The 19613-nt window shown below is 37.2% G+C and carries 16 protein-coding genes and 1 pseudogene; 7 read left to right on the forward strand and 10 right to left on the reverse strand.

Annotation, left to right across the window (positions count from 1 at the left end; translation table 11 throughout):
• Positions 1-69 precede the first annotated feature (69 nt).
• Positions 70-909, forward strand: a complete 840-nt coding sequence (locus ACO05S_RS07530; RefSeq protein WP_421920907.1) for an HAD family hydrolase — start codon at positions 70-72, stop codon at positions 907-909.
• A gap of 2 nt (positions 910-911) precedes the next feature.
• On the opposite strand, the gene ACO05S_RS07535 is transcribed toward ACO05S_RS07530, so the two are convergent.
• The 4 genes from ACO05S_RS07535 to ACO05S_RS07550 form a co-directional block, all read right to left on the reverse strand.
• A complete protein-coding gene (locus ACO05S_RS07535; protein ID WP_421920908.1) occupies positions 912-2135 on the reverse strand; it encodes an alanine dehydrogenase in 1224 nt (407 codons plus the stop codon).
• Between the two features lie 95 nt (positions 2136-2230).
• Positions 2231-2647 (reverse strand): tRNA (adenosine(37)-N6)-threonylcarbamoyltransferase complex ATPase subunit type 1 TsaE, encoded by a 417-nt coding sequence (tsaE, locus tag ACO05S_RS07540; protein WP_421920909.1) that lies wholly within the window; start codon positions 2645-2647, stop codon positions 2231-2233.
• Between the two features lie 21 nt (positions 2648-2668).
• Positions 2669-4228: a PglZ domain-containing protein gene (locus ACO05S_RS07545; protein ID WP_421920910.1), complete on the reverse strand. Its 1560-nt coding sequence runs from the start codon at positions 4226-4228 to the stop codon at positions 2669-2671.
• A 31-nt stretch (positions 4229-4259) separates the two neighbouring features.
• Positions 4260-7844 carry a tetratricopeptide repeat protein gene (locus ACO05S_RS07550; protein ID WP_421920911.1) on the reverse strand — a complete coding sequence of 1195 codons (3585 nt, stop codon included), beginning with the start codon at positions 7842-7844 and terminating at the stop codon, positions 4260-4262.
• 551 nt (positions 7845-8395) lie between these two features.
• Between ACO05S_RS07550 and ACO05S_RS07555 the strand changes: the two genes are divergently transcribed.
• From ACO05S_RS07555 to ACO05S_RS07565, 3 genes are read left to right on the forward strand one after another with little or no spacing between them, the layout of a single operon-like run.
• On the forward strand, positions 8396-9112 hold the full coding sequence (locus tag ACO05S_RS07555; protein WP_421920912.1) for a hypothetical protein: 717 nt from the start codon (positions 8396-8398) through the stop codon (positions 9110-9112).
• On the forward strand, positions 9085-10218 hold the full coding sequence (locus ACO05S_RS07560) for an RHS repeat-associated core domain-containing protein (protein ID WP_421920913.1): 1134 nt from the start codon (positions 9085-9087) through the stop codon (positions 10216-10218). The genes ACO05S_RS07555 and ACO05S_RS07560 overlap by 28 nt, the downstream gene beginning before the upstream one ends.
• 5 nt (positions 10219-10223) lie before the next feature.
• Positions 10224-10922: a hypothetical protein gene (locus tag ACO05S_RS07565; RefSeq protein ID WP_421920914.1), complete on the forward strand. Its 699-nt coding sequence runs from the start codon at positions 10224-10226 to the stop codon at positions 10920-10922.
• A gap of 851 nt (positions 10923-11773) precedes the next feature.
• Here ACO05S_RS07565 and ACO05S_RS07570 read toward each other — a convergent pair.
• The 6 genes from ACO05S_RS07570 to ACO05S_RS07595 all read right to left on the reverse strand — a co-directional run bounded on the left by ACO05S_RS07570 (position 11774) and on the right by ACO05S_RS07595 (position 16925).
• On the reverse strand, positions 11774-12871 hold the full coding sequence (locus ACO05S_RS07570) for a P-loop NTPase (protein ID WP_421920915.1): 1098 nt from the start codon (positions 12869-12871) through the stop codon (positions 11774-11776).
• 109 nt (positions 12872-12980) lie between these two features.
• Positions 12981-13319: an MGMT family protein gene (locus ACO05S_RS07575; RefSeq protein WP_421920916.1), complete on the reverse strand. Its 339-nt coding sequence runs from the start codon at positions 13317-13319 to the stop codon at positions 12981-12983.
• Positions 13319-14062, reverse strand: coding sequence for a tRNA (guanosine(46)-N7)-methyltransferase TrmB (trmB, locus tag ACO05S_RS07580; protein ID WP_421920917.1), 744 nt, complete (start codon positions 14060-14062; stop codon positions 13319-13321). The genes ACO05S_RS07575 and trmB overlap by 1 nt, the downstream gene beginning before the upstream one ends.
• 18 nt (positions 14063-14080) lie before the next feature.
• Positions 14081-14554 carry a gliding motility lipoprotein GldH gene (locus tag ACO05S_RS07585; protein WP_421920918.1) on the reverse strand — a complete coding sequence of 158 codons (474 nt, stop codon included), beginning with the start codon at positions 14552-14554 and terminating at the stop codon, positions 14081-14083.
• Entirely contained in the window at positions 14551-15705 is a 1155-nt protein-coding gene (locus tag ACO05S_RS07590) for a PSP1 domain-containing protein (protein ID WP_421920919.1), read from the reverse strand. Before ACO05S_RS07590 ends, ACO05S_RS07585 begins: the two co-directional genes overlap by 4 nt.
• 95 nt (positions 15706-15800) lie before the next feature.
• Positions 15801-16925: an ATP-binding protein gene (locus ACO05S_RS07595; protein ID WP_421920920.1), complete on the reverse strand. Its 1125-nt coding sequence runs from the start codon at positions 16923-16925 to the stop codon at positions 15801-15803.
• A 351-nt stretch (positions 16926-17276) separates the two neighbouring features.
• Between ACO05S_RS07595 and ACO05S_RS07600 the strand changes: the two genes are divergently transcribed.
• The 3 genes and pseudogenes from ACO05S_RS07600 to ACO05S_RS07610 form a co-directional block, all read left to right on the forward strand.
• Positions 17277-18464 carry a phosphoglycerate kinase gene (locus ACO05S_RS07600; RefSeq protein WP_421920921.1) on the forward strand — a complete coding sequence of 396 codons (1188 nt, stop codon included), beginning with the start codon at positions 17277-17279 and terminating at the stop codon, positions 18462-18464.
• A gap of 136 nt (positions 18465-18600) precedes the next feature.
• The gene (locus ACO05S_RS07605) at positions 18601-19206 is read left to right on the forward strand and encodes a hypothetical protein (RefSeq protein ID WP_421920922.1); all 606 of its coding nucleotides are present in this window, start codon (positions 18601-18603) and stop codon (positions 19204-19206) included.
• A 21-nt stretch (positions 19207-19227) separates the two neighbouring features.
• A pseudogene (locus tag ACO05S_RS07610) lies at positions 19228-19476 on the forward strand (hypothetical protein); the annotation flags it as partial.
• Positions 19477-19613 lie beyond the last annotated feature (137 nt).

Below are 19613 nucleotides of genomic sequence, written 5' to 3' on the forward strand. Positions count from 1 at the left end.
TTTAACATGATTCTGTTCTTATCTTTCAACTTAAAAATGTACATTTAGCTTTTGTGTAAAAAAAAGTTTATGGCAGATCAGATTAAAATTGTGGTTAGCGATTTAGATGGCACACTTTTACCATCAATGGGTGAAGTAAGTAAGAAGAATTATGAGTGTTTGGAAGAGCTTAAAAAATCGAATATCACAAGAGTAATTGCCACCGGAAGAACATTATATTCTGCCATGGCTGTTTTGCCCGATGATTTTCCTATTGATTACCTGATTTTTTCTTCTGGTGCAGGCATCATGAACTGGCATTCAAAAGAGCTGATCTACTCCCAACAGATTGAGGCAGATGAAGTTCTTGAACTTTCAAAAATTCTTGTCGACCACGATATTGATTTTATGATTTTGGATCCAATTCCAAATAACCATCAGTTTTGGTATTATCAAACCGGAAATAAAAATCCTGATTTCGACAGACGACTAAATCTTTACAAGCAATTTGCTACACCTATTGGTAGCCTTAAAGATGCCAAACGGGATGCATGTCAGATTCTTGCCATTCTTCCCAATAAAATAGATTGGTTCGAAGAGATCAAAACCAAATTCGACGACATTAAAATCATACGGGCTACATCTCCCTTGGATCATGAATCAATTTGGATGGAAATTTTCCCTCTTCACATTTCAAAAGGTCATGGTTGCGAATGGTTGTGCAATAAATTAGGACTAAATGCTAACAATTCCTTTGTTATTGGTAACGACTACAACGATATCGACCTTCTGGAATGGGGAAAACACAGCTATGTAGTTGAGAATGCACCACACGAACTTAAGGACAAATATCAGGTCACCGAAAATGTGATTAAAGATGGCTTTGCAATGGCTGTTGAAAAGGTGTTGAGCGAATGTGAGGTAAAATAAAGCTACATTGCTGCCAACAACAAATCGATATCCTTAGCAAGAATTCCAAATGTATCTCCCAATCTTCGGTTGGTTAAAATGCCACGATATACATAAGTGCCATGACGAAGGCCATTGTCATTTTTAATGAACTTGTGAACACCACCATTCTGACCAATATTGAGTAGTAATGGTGCACAAATATTACTCAAGGCAAGCGAAGCAGTTCGTGCAACATGAGAAGGTACATTCGGCACACAATAATGAAGTACGCCATGTTTTTTAAAAACCGGATCTTTATGGTTGGTCAGCATTGAAGTTTCGAAACATCCGCCCTGATCGATACTTAAATCAATAATAATAGAACCTGGTTTCATTTTTTGCACCATTTCTTCGGTTACCATATATCCCGAATGTTCAATCCCATGACGCAAAGCACCAATTACCACATCTGCCGAAGCCAAGGCTTTTTCTAAAACATGAGGATGGAATATTGAAGTAAATACACGATGACCAAGATGATCTTCCAATCTGCGTAAGCGATATATTGAATCGTCGAAGACTTTTACCATGGCACCAAGGCCAAAAGCAGCTCTTGTGGCATATTCAGCTGCAGTACCTGCTCCTAATATAATAACTTCACTTGGTGTAATTCCGGTAATTCCTCCCAGCATCACGCCCTTGCCGCCATGAGCCTTGCTAAGATATTCTCCTGCAATCATTACTGAGGATATTCCTGCTATTTCTGCCATTGATCGAACTACCGGATAAAAATTATTACAATCTTTTATCAGTTCCAAAGCAATGGCAGTTACCTTTTTCTGCATTAATTTTCGAACATTCTCGCCACACTGACTCTTTATTTGCAAAGCCGAAAACAGGATCTGATTGCCCCTAAGCATATCAATCTCGCTACTTGAGAAAGGAGAAACCTGCATCACAGTATCGCACTGGTACACCTCTTCCTTCTCCATTACAATGCGAGCTCCATTTTCACTATACTCCGAATCGGTATAATTGGATGCCAAACCTGCACCACGTTCAAGAACTACCTCGTGTCCATTATTCACGAGCAACTCAACGGACTGTGGGGTAAGACTTACTCGATTCTCTCCTCTACATTCCTCTTTGGGAATCCCTATAACCAATTGCTTGCGTCGGCGATCTAACTCCAACATTTCTTCCTTAGGCTGAAAAAATCCATACCCCAAAGGAAAATTCTTTGATCCTTCACTTAACGGCGCCATATGCGATATTGTAATATTTAAACGGAAAACTTACCCTAGGTAAGACATTACAATTTAAGAAATTTTTAGCGGTTTTCAGTCTATCCAATTTATGATTAAAAGATACGGATGCTTCTACTCCCATCCGCTTCTTCCTTAAAGTGGACTTCAACTGTATCGTTGGGCAAAATGGAATCGATTTTCTCGGGCCATTCGATAAAACACATGGCATTGCTGTAAAAATAATCTTCATAGCCAAAATCATAGGCTTCCTGAACATCATCAATACGATAAAAATCGAAATGATAAATGATACTTTCTTTGGCTGTATGATATTCGTTTACAATGGCAAAGGTTGGACTGTTAATCGTATCCTTTACTCCCATTTCTTCGCAGATTGCCTTTACAAATGTGGTTTTTCCCACGCCCATTGCACCGTGCATGGCAAATATTCTTTTATCACCTACCAGCTTAATAAATTCGGCTGCAACAGAATTAATATCCTCCAGCGAATTGATTTTTAATTCGGTCATTTCCTGCTAAATCTTTGTATTTTAACTTTTCCTTGGACTTAATGTAATCAGTGGAACAATCATCTCTTCCAACGAGATTCCTCCATGCTGAAAGGTATTTCGATAGTAAGAGCTGTAATAATTAAAATTGTTCGGATATGCTAAAAAGTCCTCTCCAAATGCAAAGATATAAGAAGAACTCACATTTACTTGAGGCAGATTTGCTTTTCGAGGATCTGTTACCTCAAATACTTCTTTCGACTTATAGTTCAGGTTTTTCCCTTGCTTGTAACGAAGGTTGGTATTGGTTTGTCTGTCACCAATTACCTTAAGGGGATTTTGCACTCGAATTGAGCCATGATCAGTAGTAATCACAAGCTTTACATTTTTTTCCGAAAGCTTTTTAATCAACTCCAGCAACATGGAATGTTCGAACCAGGAAAGGGTTAAAGAACGATAGGCTGCCTCATCCGAAGCCAATTCACGAATCATTTCACTTTCTGTTCTGGCATGCGAAAGCATATCTACAAAATTGTAGACAAAAACACTCAATTGAGAATTTAAAATGGAATTGAGATGATCCAATACCTTGGCTCCCATTTTTTCATTATTGATCTTCTCGTAGTGGTAGGTATAATCCTTATAATGTCGTTTCAACTGAAAACCAATAAAATCCTCTTCGTGGATATTCTTGCTGCTTTCCTCATCCTCATTAATCCAATGCTTTGGATGTCTTTTTTTAATATCCAAAGGCATTAATCCCGAAAACATTGAGTTACGGGCATACTGCGTAGCGGTTGGCAGAATGGAATAGTACATTGTATCTTCTTCAACAACAAAGTAATCGCTGATTACAGGATAGAGCGTTTGCCACTGGTCGTAACGCAAATTGTCAATTAATATGAATGCAACCTTCTGACCTTTATCGAGCAGAGGATACACTTTTTCTTTAAAAACATCAGGTGTAAGAAGGGGCTTGTCCTCTTCTTCGGGATCCATCCAATCGATATAATTTTTCTTTACAAAACGCACAAAAAGATTGTTGGCTTCGGTTTTCTGCATGCGAAGAATTTCATCCATTCCCGAATCCTCGATATTGGCAAGCTCCAACTCCCAAAATACCAACTTCCGGTACATTTTCATCCAGTCTTCAAAATCGCGGCAATCGTTAATTTCCATTCCCATTTGGCCAAATTTCGATTGGTAGGCCATGGTTGTTTTCTCGGAAACCAAACGTTTTTTATCGATGTGTTTTTTTAGAGTAAGCAAAATTTGCTTGGGATTTACAGGTTTAATCAGATAATCGGAGATTTGTTTTCCAATTGCCTCTTCCATAATGTCTTCTTCCTCGCTTTTTGTAATCATTACAACAGGCAAGGCCGAATCTACCGATTTGATTTCACTAAGAGCTTCCAAACCACTCATTCCCGGCATGTTCTCATCTAGCAATACCAAATCAAAATGCGATTCTTTCACCAAATCGAGCGCATCGTAAGCATTATTACACGATACAACCTCATATCCTTTTTCTTCTAAAAATATAATGTGAGGTTTCAACAATTCAATCTCATCATCTACCCAAAGTATAGTACTTTCTTTCACGCTTACAATAAATTAAATCTTAGCAAAAAATCTATTTCAAATAGTATTTTTTGAAGAACTTCAGATACTTAGCCGTATCTCCATCTTCCATAAATACTTTCAAGTTCTCATCGGAAATCACAAAATTGCGATATCCTACTTTTTCCACAGCAGCAAATAAATCTCTATTGGTTACAATGGCGCGAAAATACATCATTGCCTGTTTTTTATTTCTCATGTTTGTTACCAATAATACTTCACGTTGATCATCCAGCTTACGAACTTCTATTTTTAATGGTCCGGTATTGTACCTCTTAATTCCCATAAGCAGTTGCTTCTTGTTCACATTTTCGGTTGAATAAACCAATACAAAATAATGTGGCAAGCTTTGATTGAACTGATACAATCCGTCCTGAATCATTTTCTCTTCCGTTTTAACCGCAGAAGTCTCCATTTTATCCAAATAGTTCTTTTTAAAGAATTCCAGATAAGGGAACAAGGTCTTCTCTACATAAAACAACTTGAAATTCTCTTCACTAATCACGAAGTTCCGATAATCAACGCTTTCCAATTGCTTGTAAATTGCATCATCGGTAATCAATTCTCTAAAGTATTTCATTGCTTCGGTTTTAGACCCGATATTATTTACCACAATCATATTCAAATCATTGTCGTACTGTTCTTTCAACACACTGTAATCTTTATCATGATTGTAAATATCATTTCTCAACTTGCTAATATTTACCTTACGCGCAGGAACCAATAAAATAAACTTGTGATTATCTGACTGATTTATAACAAACGCAGTAGAATCTAAATTGTTGTTTACTGCAACCAGTTTACCTTGCTTTTTAACCGTTGATTGTTTTGGCTTGCGCTCAACATTAAAATAAGTTTTGGTATAAAAATCAAGATATTGATCTACCTCCTTCGTTTTCTTTAACTGATCAAAATTTGGCTTGGAAATCACAAAGTTTCTGTAATCAACATCCTCTAATCCGCTAAATGCTTTGCCGTTGGTAATAATTCCGTTAAAGTAATTTAAAGCATCATCCTTATCCTTTAATCCTTTTACCATGATCATGATTTGATCTTTATCAAGCGACAGACGATCAACTTTAAAGGTGCGACTGTCATAAGCATCCGAATTGTATCGCGATACATTAAAAAGTGTTCTGTTAGGATCTCCATCATTCTTTGAAAACATCAGAACAAAATAGTACTCATCATCGGCTTTAAACTTGTACAAGCTCTTAGGCTTTTCTTCTTTAGCCTTTTCATCTTTTACCTCAACCATTGCCTGATCGCCTTCAATTCTCCAGTTCCGAAGCAACCTGTTTTGGCGAGCCATCTCCATATCCTTAGCAGTATAAACTACCGGAACAGCTCCTTTTTCCAATCCTGCAAGAATCGCTCTTGTGGTCTGCTCAATTTCCTTTGTAGGGTTCGATTTTAAAATCTGGTCGAGCGATTGTTTAAAAGTATTTACATTCTGGGTTCTTCCTATACTTAAGGCTCTAAGGAATAAAAACCTTGGGCGCAATTCACTTTCAGGATATCTTAACAAGCCTTCGTTACAAAGTGTAAGCACCTTAAAATAGTAGTAGTTCTGAAATTCTTCGTATGCTTTCGCATAAAGCAGATTTGCTCTTTGATATTCAGCATCGAGCTTAGATTGATAGTTTGGATCGCTTAAAGCTTTGGCATATTCGCTCCCTTTAAACTCCTTTATAATTTTCTGCTTGTAAAATTCAGACTTGGCAGTTCTGTTCAGCGATTTGTTTATGGCATAGCAATGATAATAGGTCGAAAGCAGATATGGATTCTCAGGAAATCTTTCCAACAAAATTTCTAAGCTCTCCAAAGCTTTTTCTTTATTATTAAGTTTTTGCTCGTAAACCAAAGCCGCTTGGAACAAGCCCTTCATAATTCTTTCATTAGATTTTACCATTGCAGCCTTTGTCATAGGCAAATCAACCAAATAGTATTCTTTGGTTTTAGGATCCTTTTTCTGAGATTGTGAGCTAATACCATCTCCCGAATCCTCTTCCAGAGCAATCTCAATATCATCCAAGTTAAATGTAGACCTGTTTTTACGTCTCCAATTGTCTTCTAATTTTCTACGCCCCCATTTGCGTTGGAATTCTGATTTTCCCAAACCTATATTTGTAGGATTATAAAAATACCAATTGCCCTGACTTTGTCCCTGGTTCCTGTTAAAGTTATTCCCCAACAAATTGTTTTGGCTAAAGAATGCCCTGTCCGACTGAGCTTCGGCTTTTTGCAAACGCTCTTCACGTTCCTTCTCGTTAATTTTCTTAATCAAATCACTAATCAATCGATCTCTATCGCCTTTACCCATTAATGCAACTCTTTGCAAACTATCCTCGCGAACAACCATATTCAAATTATTCACCAGTTCGGTTAAATTCCCAACACGCTCCGAAATTTTGATATAATTAGGATAATCGCTTCCCAAATAAGTCATTGAACTATCGTAGCACATCTGTGCCTTTGGATAAATCTCTTTGCTAAAATAATGATCTCCCAATTTTAAGAATGAAATTGCTTTCTGATTTTCGTTGTACAAAGAAACCTTTGTCGACTCCCAATAATTCGATATTGCCGACTCCATATTCTCATCTGCAACATCCATTTCGGCCATGGCATAATAAATCTGATTCTTATACTCTTTATTTTTTTGGTCGCGCAACATTTTACGCAAGCCTTTTCTGATTTCTTCACCATTTTCAGCACCTGTATAAGTTAATGCACGACTGATTTTGGCATTAAAGGTCATCTCGTAATTGGCATTTAAGTCGATCAATTCCTGAAAAGCTTGCGAAGCCTCTCCGGCTTGATCCATTTTCTGATATATTTGAGCCAATAAGTAATAGTAACGTGCTTTCTTGTGTTTGTTTTTTGATATCGCAATGCACCTTTCCAATGCCGGTACAGCCTCCTCAAATTGTTCTTGCCTGATGGCCATATCGGCATACAAAGCCTCAATTCTTAGCAAATCATCTTTCGATAGCTCACTTCTATCATCCAAACGTTCCAAAATTTCACCACCTGCAATAAACTCTCCTCTATCAATCAAACTAACCGCTTTCCAAAGCTTGGCCTCCGATATCAATTCCGATTCGGGATATTCGCGAAGGATAAAATCAAAAGCTTTTTCGGCCACATGATACTCCCCTTTGTAAAACCGGGCTTTTCCAATCAGAAGGTAACAATCATCAATCCAATTGTTGTACTCCTTCTTCTTTCTAAATTCTTTATATTTTTCAGATTGATTTCCTTTTTTACGCTTCGGCTTGCGCGTTATAGAGTGAGTTTTTATAGCCTTTGTTGCCTTTGCCAATGCCCTATCCATATTCGAAAAAGACAAAGATCTGGCCGTCTCATTCTGGTATTCGAAAACCGGAAGTAAGATGGTATAATTTTCCTGCAATCCGTTTTTGATTTTCTGCTGCCCCTCCTTCAAGCTCTCCTTACCATTAAAATACACATTGTAATGGGTGTTAAGAGCATGATACTTGCGGCTCATAAAAGTGTTTTTCTGATTCGAACATGCATAAGCAAAAATCAGAAAAGCAATTATCGTTAAGGCTTGTTGAATAAGTTTACGAGTCAAGGCTATATGTTTTGTTTGATAACACCCTAAGCGTAGCCATCGGTATTATCCTGAGTTTATTATATTTCCCAAATGGTATAACAGATATCTGTTGATTTTTATTATTCCAAAAGCTGAAATTTATTAAATAAAATCTAAAAATAGTTCTATTCAGGGAATAAAAAAGAAGCAAAAAACACCCCTCAATTCTATATCTTAAAAAGCACAGCTGTTTTACCTGATTTATACCAATATTACCCAAAATTCATCTAAAAATATTGTTCTCGTTTGCACTGATTTTTCGTACAAATTTTCGCAAAATCAAAAACATGCCTTTAAAGAGAGGAAATAAGTGTACTTTATACCAAAACAAAGCCCCATCTGCCGCAAGTCTTCCTGAATTGTGGCTATAAAGTTTAAATCTCAACGCTTAGAAAAAAGTGTTGGGATTTTTTAATGACTCAAATTAATCTTACCGTCCAGTAAATCCTTCATGCGTTTTTTAGTAAGCATGGAGTTAATGATTTTTACGAGGGCATTTTTCTCGTCTTCACAATGGCCAGCGTGTACTAATGCTTGAAAACACCTACAACGAGTTGGGTGAGCTAATCAACAAGAAGCTGCACAACAGCAAGCAGGAGATAGACTATGCCTACAATATCAGAGGTTGGCTGACCGGTATCAACAAAGGCAAAACCCTTGCACCGAACCGATTGTTTGGAATGGAACTTTACTATAACAACACTTTAAACGGTGCAGCTAACATTGCACAATACAACGGCAACATTTCTGCCATGAAATGGAACCACCAGGATGAAGGAAGCTCAGTGGGACATGCCTATAAGTTTGAGTATGACAATTTGAACAGACTGGCAAAGGCCGATTACGGAACCTATAACACCAGTTATGCAACCAGCAGTAAGTTTGATGTGTATGGTAATGCATCTGGAAAAATCGGGTATGATCTGAATGGCAATATCGAATCGCTGAAAAGAAACGGAGGATCAGGTACGTTGATAGATAATTTGATATACAATAGTACCAATCAACTTTCCAATGTACGGGATTATTCGAATCAAAGCAACGGATTTGGTGAGCGTTCGACCAGTACCTCGGCTACCGAGTACAGCTATGATGACAACGGTAACATGGAGGTGGATTTAAACAAAAACTTGAATATTGCCTACAATTCCATAAATTTACCAAAGCAGATTACAAATCGAGCTAAATCGTCGGATGATGCTGAGTATGTTTACAGTGCATGGATAAGTATCGCAAAGGTTCTTTGATTAACCCTTACATGGGTAATTTCGTTTACAAGGATAATGGTGAATTGGATGATATCATCACACCTGAAGGAAGATTGGTAAATGTGAGTAACAACATGGTTTATGAGTATTACCTGAAAGATCATTTGGGCAATATGCGTAATACCTTCCAGGTAGATGGCGGTGTAGTAGTACAGAAACAAAAAATGGATTACTATCCGTTTGGAATGCAGTTGGACAAACAATTTGCCAATCATGACAACAAATACCTGTACAATGGAAAAGAAATGCAGGATGACTTGTTTGACAATGGAGTAAACTTGGATTGGTTGGATTATGGAGCCAGAATGTATGACGCTCAACTGGGGAAGTGGCATACTGTTGATCCGATGGCTACAGAAGAACACAATCTCTCAATGAGTCCATACAATTATTGTGTAAACAATCCTATATTAAATGTTGATCCAGATGGAATGGATTGGTATTCGTATACTCAGGATGGAGTAACATATTGGCATTGGCAAGAAGGAAGTGCAAGTGTTATTATGGTTGAAGATAAAATGTATGCTAATCAAGGAGAAACTTACACACAAGATCTAGGAGATGGTAAAACATTGACATGGAATCAACAAGAAGCAACATCTTTTGATGAAAAGGTATTAGATAAGGATGACTGGGAGAGCCAGCGTGATCCAATTTATAATGATGATGGTGTTGTTGTAGGTTCAAGAAATAAAGCTGGAGAGGAAGGTAACTGTTTCTATCAAGCTGGCCAGATGGTGAGTAATAGTGGAGCTACTTCTTTAGGCGGCACAGCTAATAATGAAGATGATTATAATGCTATGATACGTTATATGAATTCTCAAATTGATCAAGGAAAGGCTGTAAGAGTACACGTGGACTATAATAATGATGGAGTTGGAGATCATTGGGTTACAATTTCTTCGAGATCTACCAACATACAAGCTAATACTTCAACATATAATTTCTATGATCCAGGAACTTGGCGTAAGACTGCTGGTACTCATAATACAAATGTATTCAACATAGGAACAACTTCACTATCAGGAACAACTAATTATAGTGGTCGAACTTACAATATAACGGCTGTAAGACGAAATCAGTAAAAGTAATGAAAGAATGTAATGAAACTTTTAAAAAAGATATGAGAAAAAATAAACGTTTTTTAATCATACCGATACTGATCCTTTGTGCAGGATTAGGGATGTCAACTAAATTATTAACAAGTTCTAATTGTATGAAGCAAGATTTGTTCTCAGATTATTTGAGGACATTTAAGGAAAAATCTTTGCCAGTGAAATTAAGTAGAAAACATGTATTAGAGTTAGAAGATTTAAATAATAATTTGACTGAGATAAAGGATAGCTTGCTTGTTTTTATTCCATCAGAATTAAGAAAAAACTTCACTAGTAGTACATTTAAAAGATTATATTTATTACCGAAACACTGCAATAATAAAGTTGTTTTATTGTTACATAAATTTATAAATCAATATGATGCAAATGTATTTAAGGTGTATATGGTTATATATGGTAATTCTGGAAATATTTTGGATTATAAAGAACTAGCAGGATTTAATTTAGATGTTTGGGAAGCTTTTTTGGCGATAGATGAAAATTATAAGATTAGCCGTAAGGTGTATAATTTTAAGCTTAATGATGACCTGCAGGCAGAATATTTTCATTTATTAGAAACTAGTTATGAATATGAATTGAATACTAGAGGTTTTATTAAAGAACTAAGTAAATTTAAACAAGAGGGTTATTTTGATGGAGACTCTAGTGGGTATAAATTGGTAGAAGAGTATTGATTATCCTCTTAATGCCGCAAGTTTTACTGACTTCCCCTGATGGTCCGAGTTGATCGCTAGTTCGAGTCTGTGACTCGGACTCTGCGTAGCAGGTCATCGGAAAGTAAAATATAAGCCTACTTGCAGTAATGCGAGTAGGCTTTGTTTTTTTGTGACTTATAGTGCTCAAATATGACCTAAAAGGTACAAATATAAGAAGTGAGTTTTTTCTTTAATTTAGAACGGTTCTACAAAGTGGCAATATTTTTATTAAAGAAGTCTTTAAACTTGGCTTTTGTAAACAACCATACAATTCAAGTTAAAAACCAGTGCTTTGGTTCTATCTTATAAAGATTAAACTTGTTTGACACACTTAATTAAACAGTCTCCCCGAATGGTTTCAACTCATAAACCAACTCGTTCAACCCATCCGCAAGGGCTTGTCAAGTCCTTAACCAAACAATTCAAGTTAAAAACCAGTGCTGTGGTTCCATCCCCGAATGGTTTCAACCCATAAACCAACTCGTTCAACCCATCCGCAAGGGCTTTTCAAGTCCTTAACCATGCAATTCAAGTTAAAAACCAGTGCTTTGGTTCTATCCCCGAATGGTTTCAACTCATAAACCAACTCGTTCAACCCATCCGCAAGGGCTTGTCAAGTCCTTGACCATACAATCCAAGTTAAAAACCAGTGCTTTGGTTCTGTCCCCGAAAGGTTTCAACTCATAAACCGACTCGTTCAAACCATCCGCAAGGGCTTTCAACTCGTCAACAACTCAGCTTATCGTAGAGCTACGGATTTTAATCCCACAAACAAAACACCCCCACTTGCATATGCAAACGAGGGAGTCTATCAAGCTAAATTCTATCCATTATCGTGTAATTTTCACACGCTCGGTAGGTTCCGCATTTTGGTTTCTTGCATCAACAACTGCATTCAATTTTTTTGCTAAATCGGCGAAAGCCATACCAACAACCGAGTCTTCGTTTACAGCGGCAGGTTTACCCTTATCGCCACCTTCGCGTATGCTCTGAACAATCGCGATTTGCCCTAACAATTCGATACCTTTTTCTTCAGCTAGTTTCTTGCAACCATCTTTGCCAAAAATGTAGTATTTATTTTCAGGCAACTCGGCAGGAGTAAACCAAGCCATATTTTCAACCATCCCCAGCACCGGAACATTAACACCTGGCCCTTCGAACATGCTAATTCCTTTAATAGCATCGGCCAATGCAACCTCTTGCGGCGTACTAACCACTATGGCTCCTGTTACCGGCACGGTTTGTACCAAAGTTAGGTGAATGTCGCTGGTTCCTGGTGGCAAGTCGATTAACACATAATCCAGCTCGCCCCAATTACCTTCTTCAATCATCTGCTTTAAGGCATTCGAAGCCATGGGTCCGCGCCAAACCGTTGCTTGCGCAGGATCAACAAAAAAACCAATCGAAAGCATTTTAACACCATATGCTTCGTGTGGCTCAATCAGATCTTTCCCATCAAGCTTTATTAACTTAGGACGAGCCGTTTCGGCTCCAAACATCAGTGGAACCGATGGACCAAAGATATCGGCATCAATTAAACCCACTTTGGCTCCTGATTTTGCCAAAGCTACTGCCAAATTCGAAGCAACCGTAGACTTTCCAACGCCACCCTTACCCGAAGCAACAGCAATAATATTGGTCACTTTCGGTAAAACAGTTGGTTCATCAACCACATGCATTGCTTTAACTTTGATGTTTCCTTTAATTTGAGCCTCTTTATCAACAAACTTTAAAATTGCTGAAACACAAGCTTTTTTTAATGGAATGATATTCGGATCGTCTGACTTTTGGACAACCAAATCGAACCCAATTTTCTTTCCCTCGATTTTAATATTACGAACCATGTCCAAACCCATAATATCCTTATCGGTACCTGGGTAATGAACCAATTTTAGAGCGTCCGTAACTTGTTTTTGAGTGTAACTCATGATTTATGACTATTAATTCTTTAAAGTAATTCTTGATCGAACTCCTTTTCAATTTACATTGATTTATAATTCGATAACATAACTGCAAAGGTATATATTTAGAACAGATTTAAATAAAATCCATATCAAGTTCTTTCGTCGGATCCCAAAATATTCTATCAAAATCTTGAATTTGATCATCAACTACAACAATCCCTTCGCTTTCAAGCAATTCCTGCATAACATTTTCACCAGGGAAATGATGCTTCCCACTAAGCATTCCCAAACGATTAACTACCCTATGTGCCGGCACATATTGCTTGCAGGAATGCGATTGATTCATGGCCCAACCTACCATTCTGGAACCTCGTGGCGAACCTACAAATTTGGCAATGGCTCCGTAACTTGTAGCCCTTCCTGCCGGAATTTGCCGAACCACTTCGTAAATTCTATCATACAAATCAGACATTACTCAATGCGCTTGTCTCTGCCAAAACTTCGATAGGAATCCATTTCTATTTCCACATCAGGCTCTGTAAATTCCGATTTCCCTTCCAATTTAAATTTCAGGTATTTAATCGGAATACCCCGATCAAGAAATTGCTGCTCGTAAAAGGTTCTGATTGAAAGAATATCATCAGCCTTTCCCGAATTGTACAAGTCGTTGGTATCTACATCCACGGCAAGAGAGTTTTCTTTGATTACATAGGATGTATATTCGTAGAGAAAATTGCTATCCGATTTCAAATGGATGATTCCATCCTTAGTCAACAGGTTTGAATAGAGTTTCAGAAAACGCGTGCCCGTAAGTCTTTTTCGTGCCTTTTTCATTTGTGGATCCGGAAATGTAATCCAAATTTCAGATATCTCTCCTGATTCAAAAATTGACTCTAGCAGTTCGGCTTTGGTTCTGATAAATCCAACATTATCCAGGCCTTCTTCAATAGCCGTTTTTGCGCCTCTCCACATTCGCGCACCTTTGATATCGATACCAATAAAGTTTTTATCCGGAAATTTACAAGCTAAACCAACAGTATACTCACCTTTTCCGCATCCAACCTCCAGTACAATTGGATGATCATTCTTAAAAACTTCTTTGTTCCATTTTCCTTTTAAATGATAATTGGTTTCCCAAACCTCATTGTGAGTAGGTTGAAACACATTATCAAAAGTATTCATCTCAGCAAAACGCTGTAATTTATTTTTTCCCACGACTAATGGCTAAATATTTTATTGATTTGCTTTTTCAAGCCTTAATCCAACATTCACTACTTCTTTTAATTCCTCATCGCGCATTCCCTGCACAATTTCATAAACATAGCTTCCCGGTTTTTTGAAAACGATATTTTGCCGATAAGGAATTTGCAAGTCGAAAATATTTCCGAATCCACTTCCAAACCATTCTCCTTTTTCGGTAGCTAAATTGCATTCGAATTGTTCTTCGATTACAGCTCCCTCAGGCGATGTTCTTTTAATAAACAACCACATGTTACTATACGCATATGCGCCTGTATTTCGTATGTTTACATACAAATTGTGAGCATGGATAGTATCTGTAACTTCAATCTCGAACCGCAATTTATGATTCATGTTCCATTTGTAGTCCGGAATTTCCTGATAGGTTTCGTAAACACGATTTGAATCGCACGATTGGACAAAGCATGCGAATACGATCAGGCTGCAAATCCAAATCAGTTTATTCATGACTGTGTTGGCTTATTTGGTTTTCTTGGTTTACGACGGTATTTTCTTTTTCCTCTTCGTCTGCCAGGATTCTCCTTTTTATCAAAACGATTCAAGCTATCCTGACCTACTACATTTTCGTAATCCAAAGATTTTTTAGAAGCATGCGATTTTTCAGACAATAACTTATCTACTTTTATTCCTTTCTTGTTTAGTCGGACAATTTCCTTCACCCTGTCAACAGACACCTGAACCATATTCATCGAATTAAACTTGTCGAATGAATACCACATTTGTCGTTTGAAGATATCTGTTTTTTGATGATAGGCAGTACCATCCTTTGTTTCCAATGGAATACTGGTATTCGGAAAATCCTTTTGAGCATCTACATAACAATCTAACTCAAAGTTCAGACAACATTTCAGCTTTCCACACTGCCCGGCTAATTTCTGAGGATTTAAAGATATTTCCTGATAACGAGCTGCATTGGTTGTAACCGATACAAAGTTGGTAATCCAAGTAGAGCAACACAGTTCCCTACCACATGGGCCAATCCCTCCTATTCTGCCAGCTTCCTGACGAGCACCGATTTGTCGCATCTCAATTCTGATTCTGAACTGCTCTGCCAAAACCTTAATTAATTGTCTAAAATCAACCCGGTCGTCGGCAATATAATAGAAAATAGCCTTTGTTTTATCTCCCTGATATTCTACATCACCAATCTTCATATCAAGCTTTAGCTCGGCTGAAATTTGGCGCGCTTTAATCATTGTTTTGTGTTCCAGTGCAATGGCTTCCTGCCATTTTTCAATATCTACGGGCTTGGCTTTTCTGTATACTTTCTTCGCCTCGTATGTATTGGGATCCAATTTATGTTTGCGCATCTGCTCAACCACCAAGTCGCCGGTTAAAGATACGATTCCAATATCATGCCCGGGCGATGACTCTACAGCAACCACATCACCTCTTTGTAATCTTAATTGATTTGTATTTGAGTAGAATCCCTTACGGGTATTCTTAAATTTGATTTCAACAACGTCCGGACATTGTGCACTTTCAGGAACATCTTTCAACCAATCGTAAACATCAAGCTTTCCAGCCAACAAACGATGGTCCCTTTTATTAGATGCGCAGCCTACGCATTTTCCTTTTAGTTCCTTATTTTCTGTCATATATATTGATTATTAGTCGATAATCGACTGCGAAATTAATGAATTTTAATTTACAAAACCTTTAAAGGTAATTATTTCGGGTAATTATTGGACTTTTAAGGGCGCAATAATTTAACCAGCTTTAATCCCAAATCAAGAAAGACAATCTTTGCATTTGCATTTCTTTCTATATCGGTATAAGCTTTCGAAAGTTCGTCGGAAATCATCCAAACATTTTCTTCGTTTATAAAAGGTGAAAATCGTTGCGAAAAATCCATTTCTTCTCCACTTAAATAAACCATTTCGGCTTGCTTTAGGTTAAGAATAAAGTTTTCGCGTATCATTCGAACACAATAATTCAGGAAACCTTTCTGACGTTCGCGGCCAATTGCTGATATCTCTTCCGCCCAATCCATAATCTCGAGTACCTTTCGGGCATAACAATGCCTCATGATAGCGACAAAACTCTCAAAATTCTCTGCGTTTTCATCTGAATTTTGGATAAGAATTCTAGCCTTACGATAACTTCCCTCTGATAAGCGCACTACATTTTTTAATTCCTGATCGCTAAGGTCAAACTCATTTTGAACTGCTACCGACAATGATTCCTGATCAATTGCCGGAATTTTAATCAGCTGAGTCCTAGACAAAATGGTTTGAAGTATTTTATCAGGTTCTTCGGAAACCATAAAAAATAATGTCTTTACAGGAGGCTCCTCAATCATTTTAAGCAATTTATTGGCACACGAAGCATGCATTTTTTCAGGCAACCAAATGATCATTACTTTATAATCCGACTCATAAGATTTTAAACTCAATTTCTTGATGATTTCATTACTTTCTCCTGAATAAATCATCCCTTGCGAATTGTCAACTCCAAGCGTACGATACCAATCACCTATGTCAAAATATGGATCACTTGCAATTTGTGAACGCCACAATTCAATAAAATGATCGCTAACCGGATTGGTAAAGCCTTTTCCTTTAACTACAGGAAAAACAAAATGCAGGTCGGGATGAATTAATTTTGAATATTTTTTACACGATGAACAAACACCGCAAGAATCGTTGCCCTGTTTATCGAGGCATGAAACGTATTGAGCAAAGGCGATTGCCATGGAAAGTTTCCCAACCCCCTTGGGGCCAATCAATAGCTGAGCATGACTTACTCTATTCTCGTTAACTGTTTGTATAAATCTTTGCTTGACCTCATCGTGGCCAATTATATCTTTAAATTGCATGAATTTTGAATATGAAATGGGTTCGAACAGATAATTGTAAGCACCATCTGTTGATCAAAAATATTTTAATCCCGAATATGGCTCAAAGTTACATCGGGGTATCCAAAGTTAAAAAAATATAGCAGAGCTTTATCATATTGGTTTCAGATCAATTGGAATTGAATAAAAATTGACGTTTTGACCATTAATTTACAATAAAGAAAAATTTATGCAATCGTTTCAACGCAAGAAGCCACAGCACACTTACCACCTGAAATTCTATTACTTACAAATGATTTACATATCTTTTTTGCAGCAATTTGAATAAAAACATACCTTTGTTTGGAAGAAAAAAATTAAAGATTTATTCCAATGCAAACAATTGATTCATACAATTTTTCAGGAAAAAAGGCGATTATCAGAGTTGATTTTAATGTGCCTTTGAACGACCAGTTCGAAATTACCGATGACACACGTATCCGTGCTGCACTTCCAACCATCAAAAAGGTATTAGAAGGAAACGGATCAGTCATTTTGATGTCTCACCTTGGCAGACCAAAAGGTGTTGATGAAAAATTTTCGTTGAAGCACATCGTTGCTCACCTTTCGGCAAAATTAGGTGTTGATGTAAAATTTGCTGATGATTGTATTGGCGAAAGCGCAAAAACAATGGCTGCAGAATTAAAAGATGGTGAAGTTCTTTTATTGGAAAACCTTCGTTTTTACAGTGAAGAAAAAGCTGGTGACGAAGATTTCGCTAAAAAATTAGCTGATTTGGCTGATCTTTGGATCAACGATGCATTTGGGACTGCACACCGTGCTCATGCTTCAACTGCTGTGATTGCTAAATTCTTCCCGGAAAACAAAATGTTCGGTTACGTAATGGAAGGTGAGCTATCAAGCGTTGATAAAGTATTGAAAGACTCAAAGCGCCCGTTAACAGCAATTATGGGTGGTGCTAAGGTTTCTTCAAAAATTGATATCATCAAAACATTAATGCCAAAAGTTGATCACTTGATAATTGGTGGTGGTATGACTTACACTTTCGTTAAATCGATGGGTGGTAAAATTGGGAACTCGCTGGTTGAAGACGATAAGTTAGATATTGCACGAGAAATTTTGAAAGAAGCTGAAGAAAACAATGTAAAGCTTCACTTGGCAGTTGATGCTTTGGTTGCTGATGACTTCTCAAATGATGCCAATACCAAAGTTTGCAATGTATCCGAAATTCCAACTGATTGGATGGGCTTGGATGTTGCCGAAGACACAATCAAAAACTTTAAAAGCGTTATTGAAGAATCAGAAACAATTCTTTGGAACGGCCCTGTCGGCGTATTCGAAATGGATACTTTTGCCAAAGGAACCAAAGCCATTGCCGACGCAATTGTAACTGCTACCGAAAAAGGTGCTTTCTCGCTAATTGGTGGTGGCGATTCTGTTGCAGCAATCAATAAATACAACTTAGCTGATAAGGTAAGCTACGTATCAACAGGTGGTGGTGCACTTCTTGAATATATCGAAGGCAAAGAATTACCAGGGGTAGCAGCAATTCGAGGATAATACAATCCTAAATATTTCCCTTACGGGGATTCTAAAGCAGTCTTAAAAAGACTGCTTTTTTTTATTTTACAATATCCCTATTTACACAAATTAAGATTATATTCGTAGTATCAAACTTAATAACTATTGCTTTACTATGAAAAAATCTACACTTACATTTCATCCTACGTTGATTGTGCTGTTACTTCTAGTCAGCAATCTATCAAAAGCACAAGTTGACAAACTTCATTATATTCCACCAATGTGTTCGTTTACAAAGGATAAAGCAAAGGTTGACGATCATCGAATGGTTCTAACAACAACTGAAACCGAAGCATTCGATGTTACCATTAGAAACAACAACGGAACATTTGTGAAAACGGTAAGCCTGTCAAGTTCTACACCACAAACGATTAACTTAAATTACTCTGCTTACTTATCAGACACCGATAACACACCTGGCTCCATAATTGAATCTCAAGGAATTATCGGAACTGAAGATTTAAATAAAGTACTTGATACTGAAGGTTTAATTGTGTCTGGCTCAAAAAAATTCTTTGTAAGTATTCAAAACAAATCGAATGCTCAAGGTGATCTGCTTACATCAAAGGGTACAACTGGTTTTGGTACCGATTTTTACAGTGGCCATATGTATTCTAGTGCTGGTGGTTTTGATAAGCACAATGGTCATTTTATATCGGCCATGGCAACCGAAAATAATACAAACATTTCTTTTAGTAATCCAAACGTTCTGTTTGCCTGAAGATCAACAAACACCTTTACAGTTAGCTTAAACAAAGGGCAATCAATAGTTATTGGTGTAAGTATTAATCAGATCAAATCTCAGCAGGGAGGCACAAAAAATCTTAATGTTGTAAATGGAACTCACATAATATCAAACAAACCCATTGCTGTAAATTCGGGATCGATGTGTGCATCAGGTAATCCACAGAAAAAAAATCCTGATCGTGATGTTGGTTTTGATCAGTTGGTGTCAACCGAGCTTGTAGGAGATGAATATATTTTAACGTGAGTTCGACGTAAAATTCGTTCACAGTTTGATCTGATTTTGAGTAGAAATTTTCTCAAATTTTCGAAGGAATATCGGGATATTTCAAGAAGATTTGAGGAAATTTATGCCGAAAGCAGGCAAACACATAATGGAAAGTT

The sequence above is a fragment of the Marinifilum sp. genome (genome assembly GCF_965230805.1).
Lineage (GTDB): Bacteria > Bacteroidota > Bacteroidia > Bacteroidales > Marinifilaceae > Marinifilum.

Bases quoted from the DNA above. Each gene is read 5' to 3' on its own strand.
- ACO05S_RS07575 (WP_421920916.1), bottom strand. From the start codon at position 13,319: ATGTCTGATTTGTATGATAGAATTTACGAAGTGGTTCGGCAAATTCCG.
- ACO05S_RS07605 (WP_421920922.1), top strand. From the start codon at position 18,601: ATGAAAAAATCTACACTTACATTTCATCCTACGTTGATTGTGCTGTTA.
- ACO05S_RS07590 (WP_421920919.1), bottom strand. From the start codon at position 15,705: ATGACAGAAAATAAGGAACTAAAAGGAAAATGCGTAGGCTGCGCATCT.
- ACO05S_RS07530 (WP_421920907.1), top strand. From the start codon at position 70: ATGGCAGATCAGATTAAAATTGTGGTTAGCGATTTAGATGGCACACTT.
- tsaE (WP_421920909.1), bottom strand. From the start codon at position 2,647: ATGACCGAATTAAAAATCAATTCGCTGGAGGATATTAATTCTGTTGCA.
- ACO05S_RS07535 (WP_421920908.1), bottom strand. From the start codon at position 2,135: ATGGCGCCGTTAAGTGAAGGATCAAAGAATTTTCCTTTGGGGTATGGA.
- ACO05S_RS07555 (WP_421920912.1), top strand. From the start codon at position 8,396: ATGCTTGAAAACACCTACAACGAGTTGGGTGAGCTAATCAACAAGAAG.
- ACO05S_RS07600 (WP_421920921.1), top strand. From the start codon at position 17,277: ATGCAAACAATTGATTCATACAATTTTTCAGGAAAAAAGGCGATTATC.
- ACO05S_RS07585 (WP_421920918.1), bottom strand. From the start codon at position 14,554: ATGAATAAACTGATTTGGATTTGCAGCCTGATCGTATTCGCATGCTTT.
- ACO05S_RS07560 (WP_421920913.1), top strand. From the start codon at position 9,085: ATGGATAAGTATCGCAAAGGTTCTTTGATTAACCCTTACATGGGTAAT.
- ACO05S_RS07595 (WP_421920920.1), bottom strand. From the start codon at position 16,925: ATGCAATTTAAAGATATAATTGGCCACGATGAGGTCAAGCAAAGATTT.
- ACO05S_RS07570 (WP_421920915.1), bottom strand. From the start codon at position 12,871: ATGAGTTACACTCAAAAACAAGTTACGGACGCTCTAAAATTGGTTCAT.
- ACO05S_RS07565 (WP_421920914.1), top strand. From the start codon at position 10,224: ATGAAAGAATGTAATGAAACTTTTAAAAAAGATATGAGAAAAAATAAA.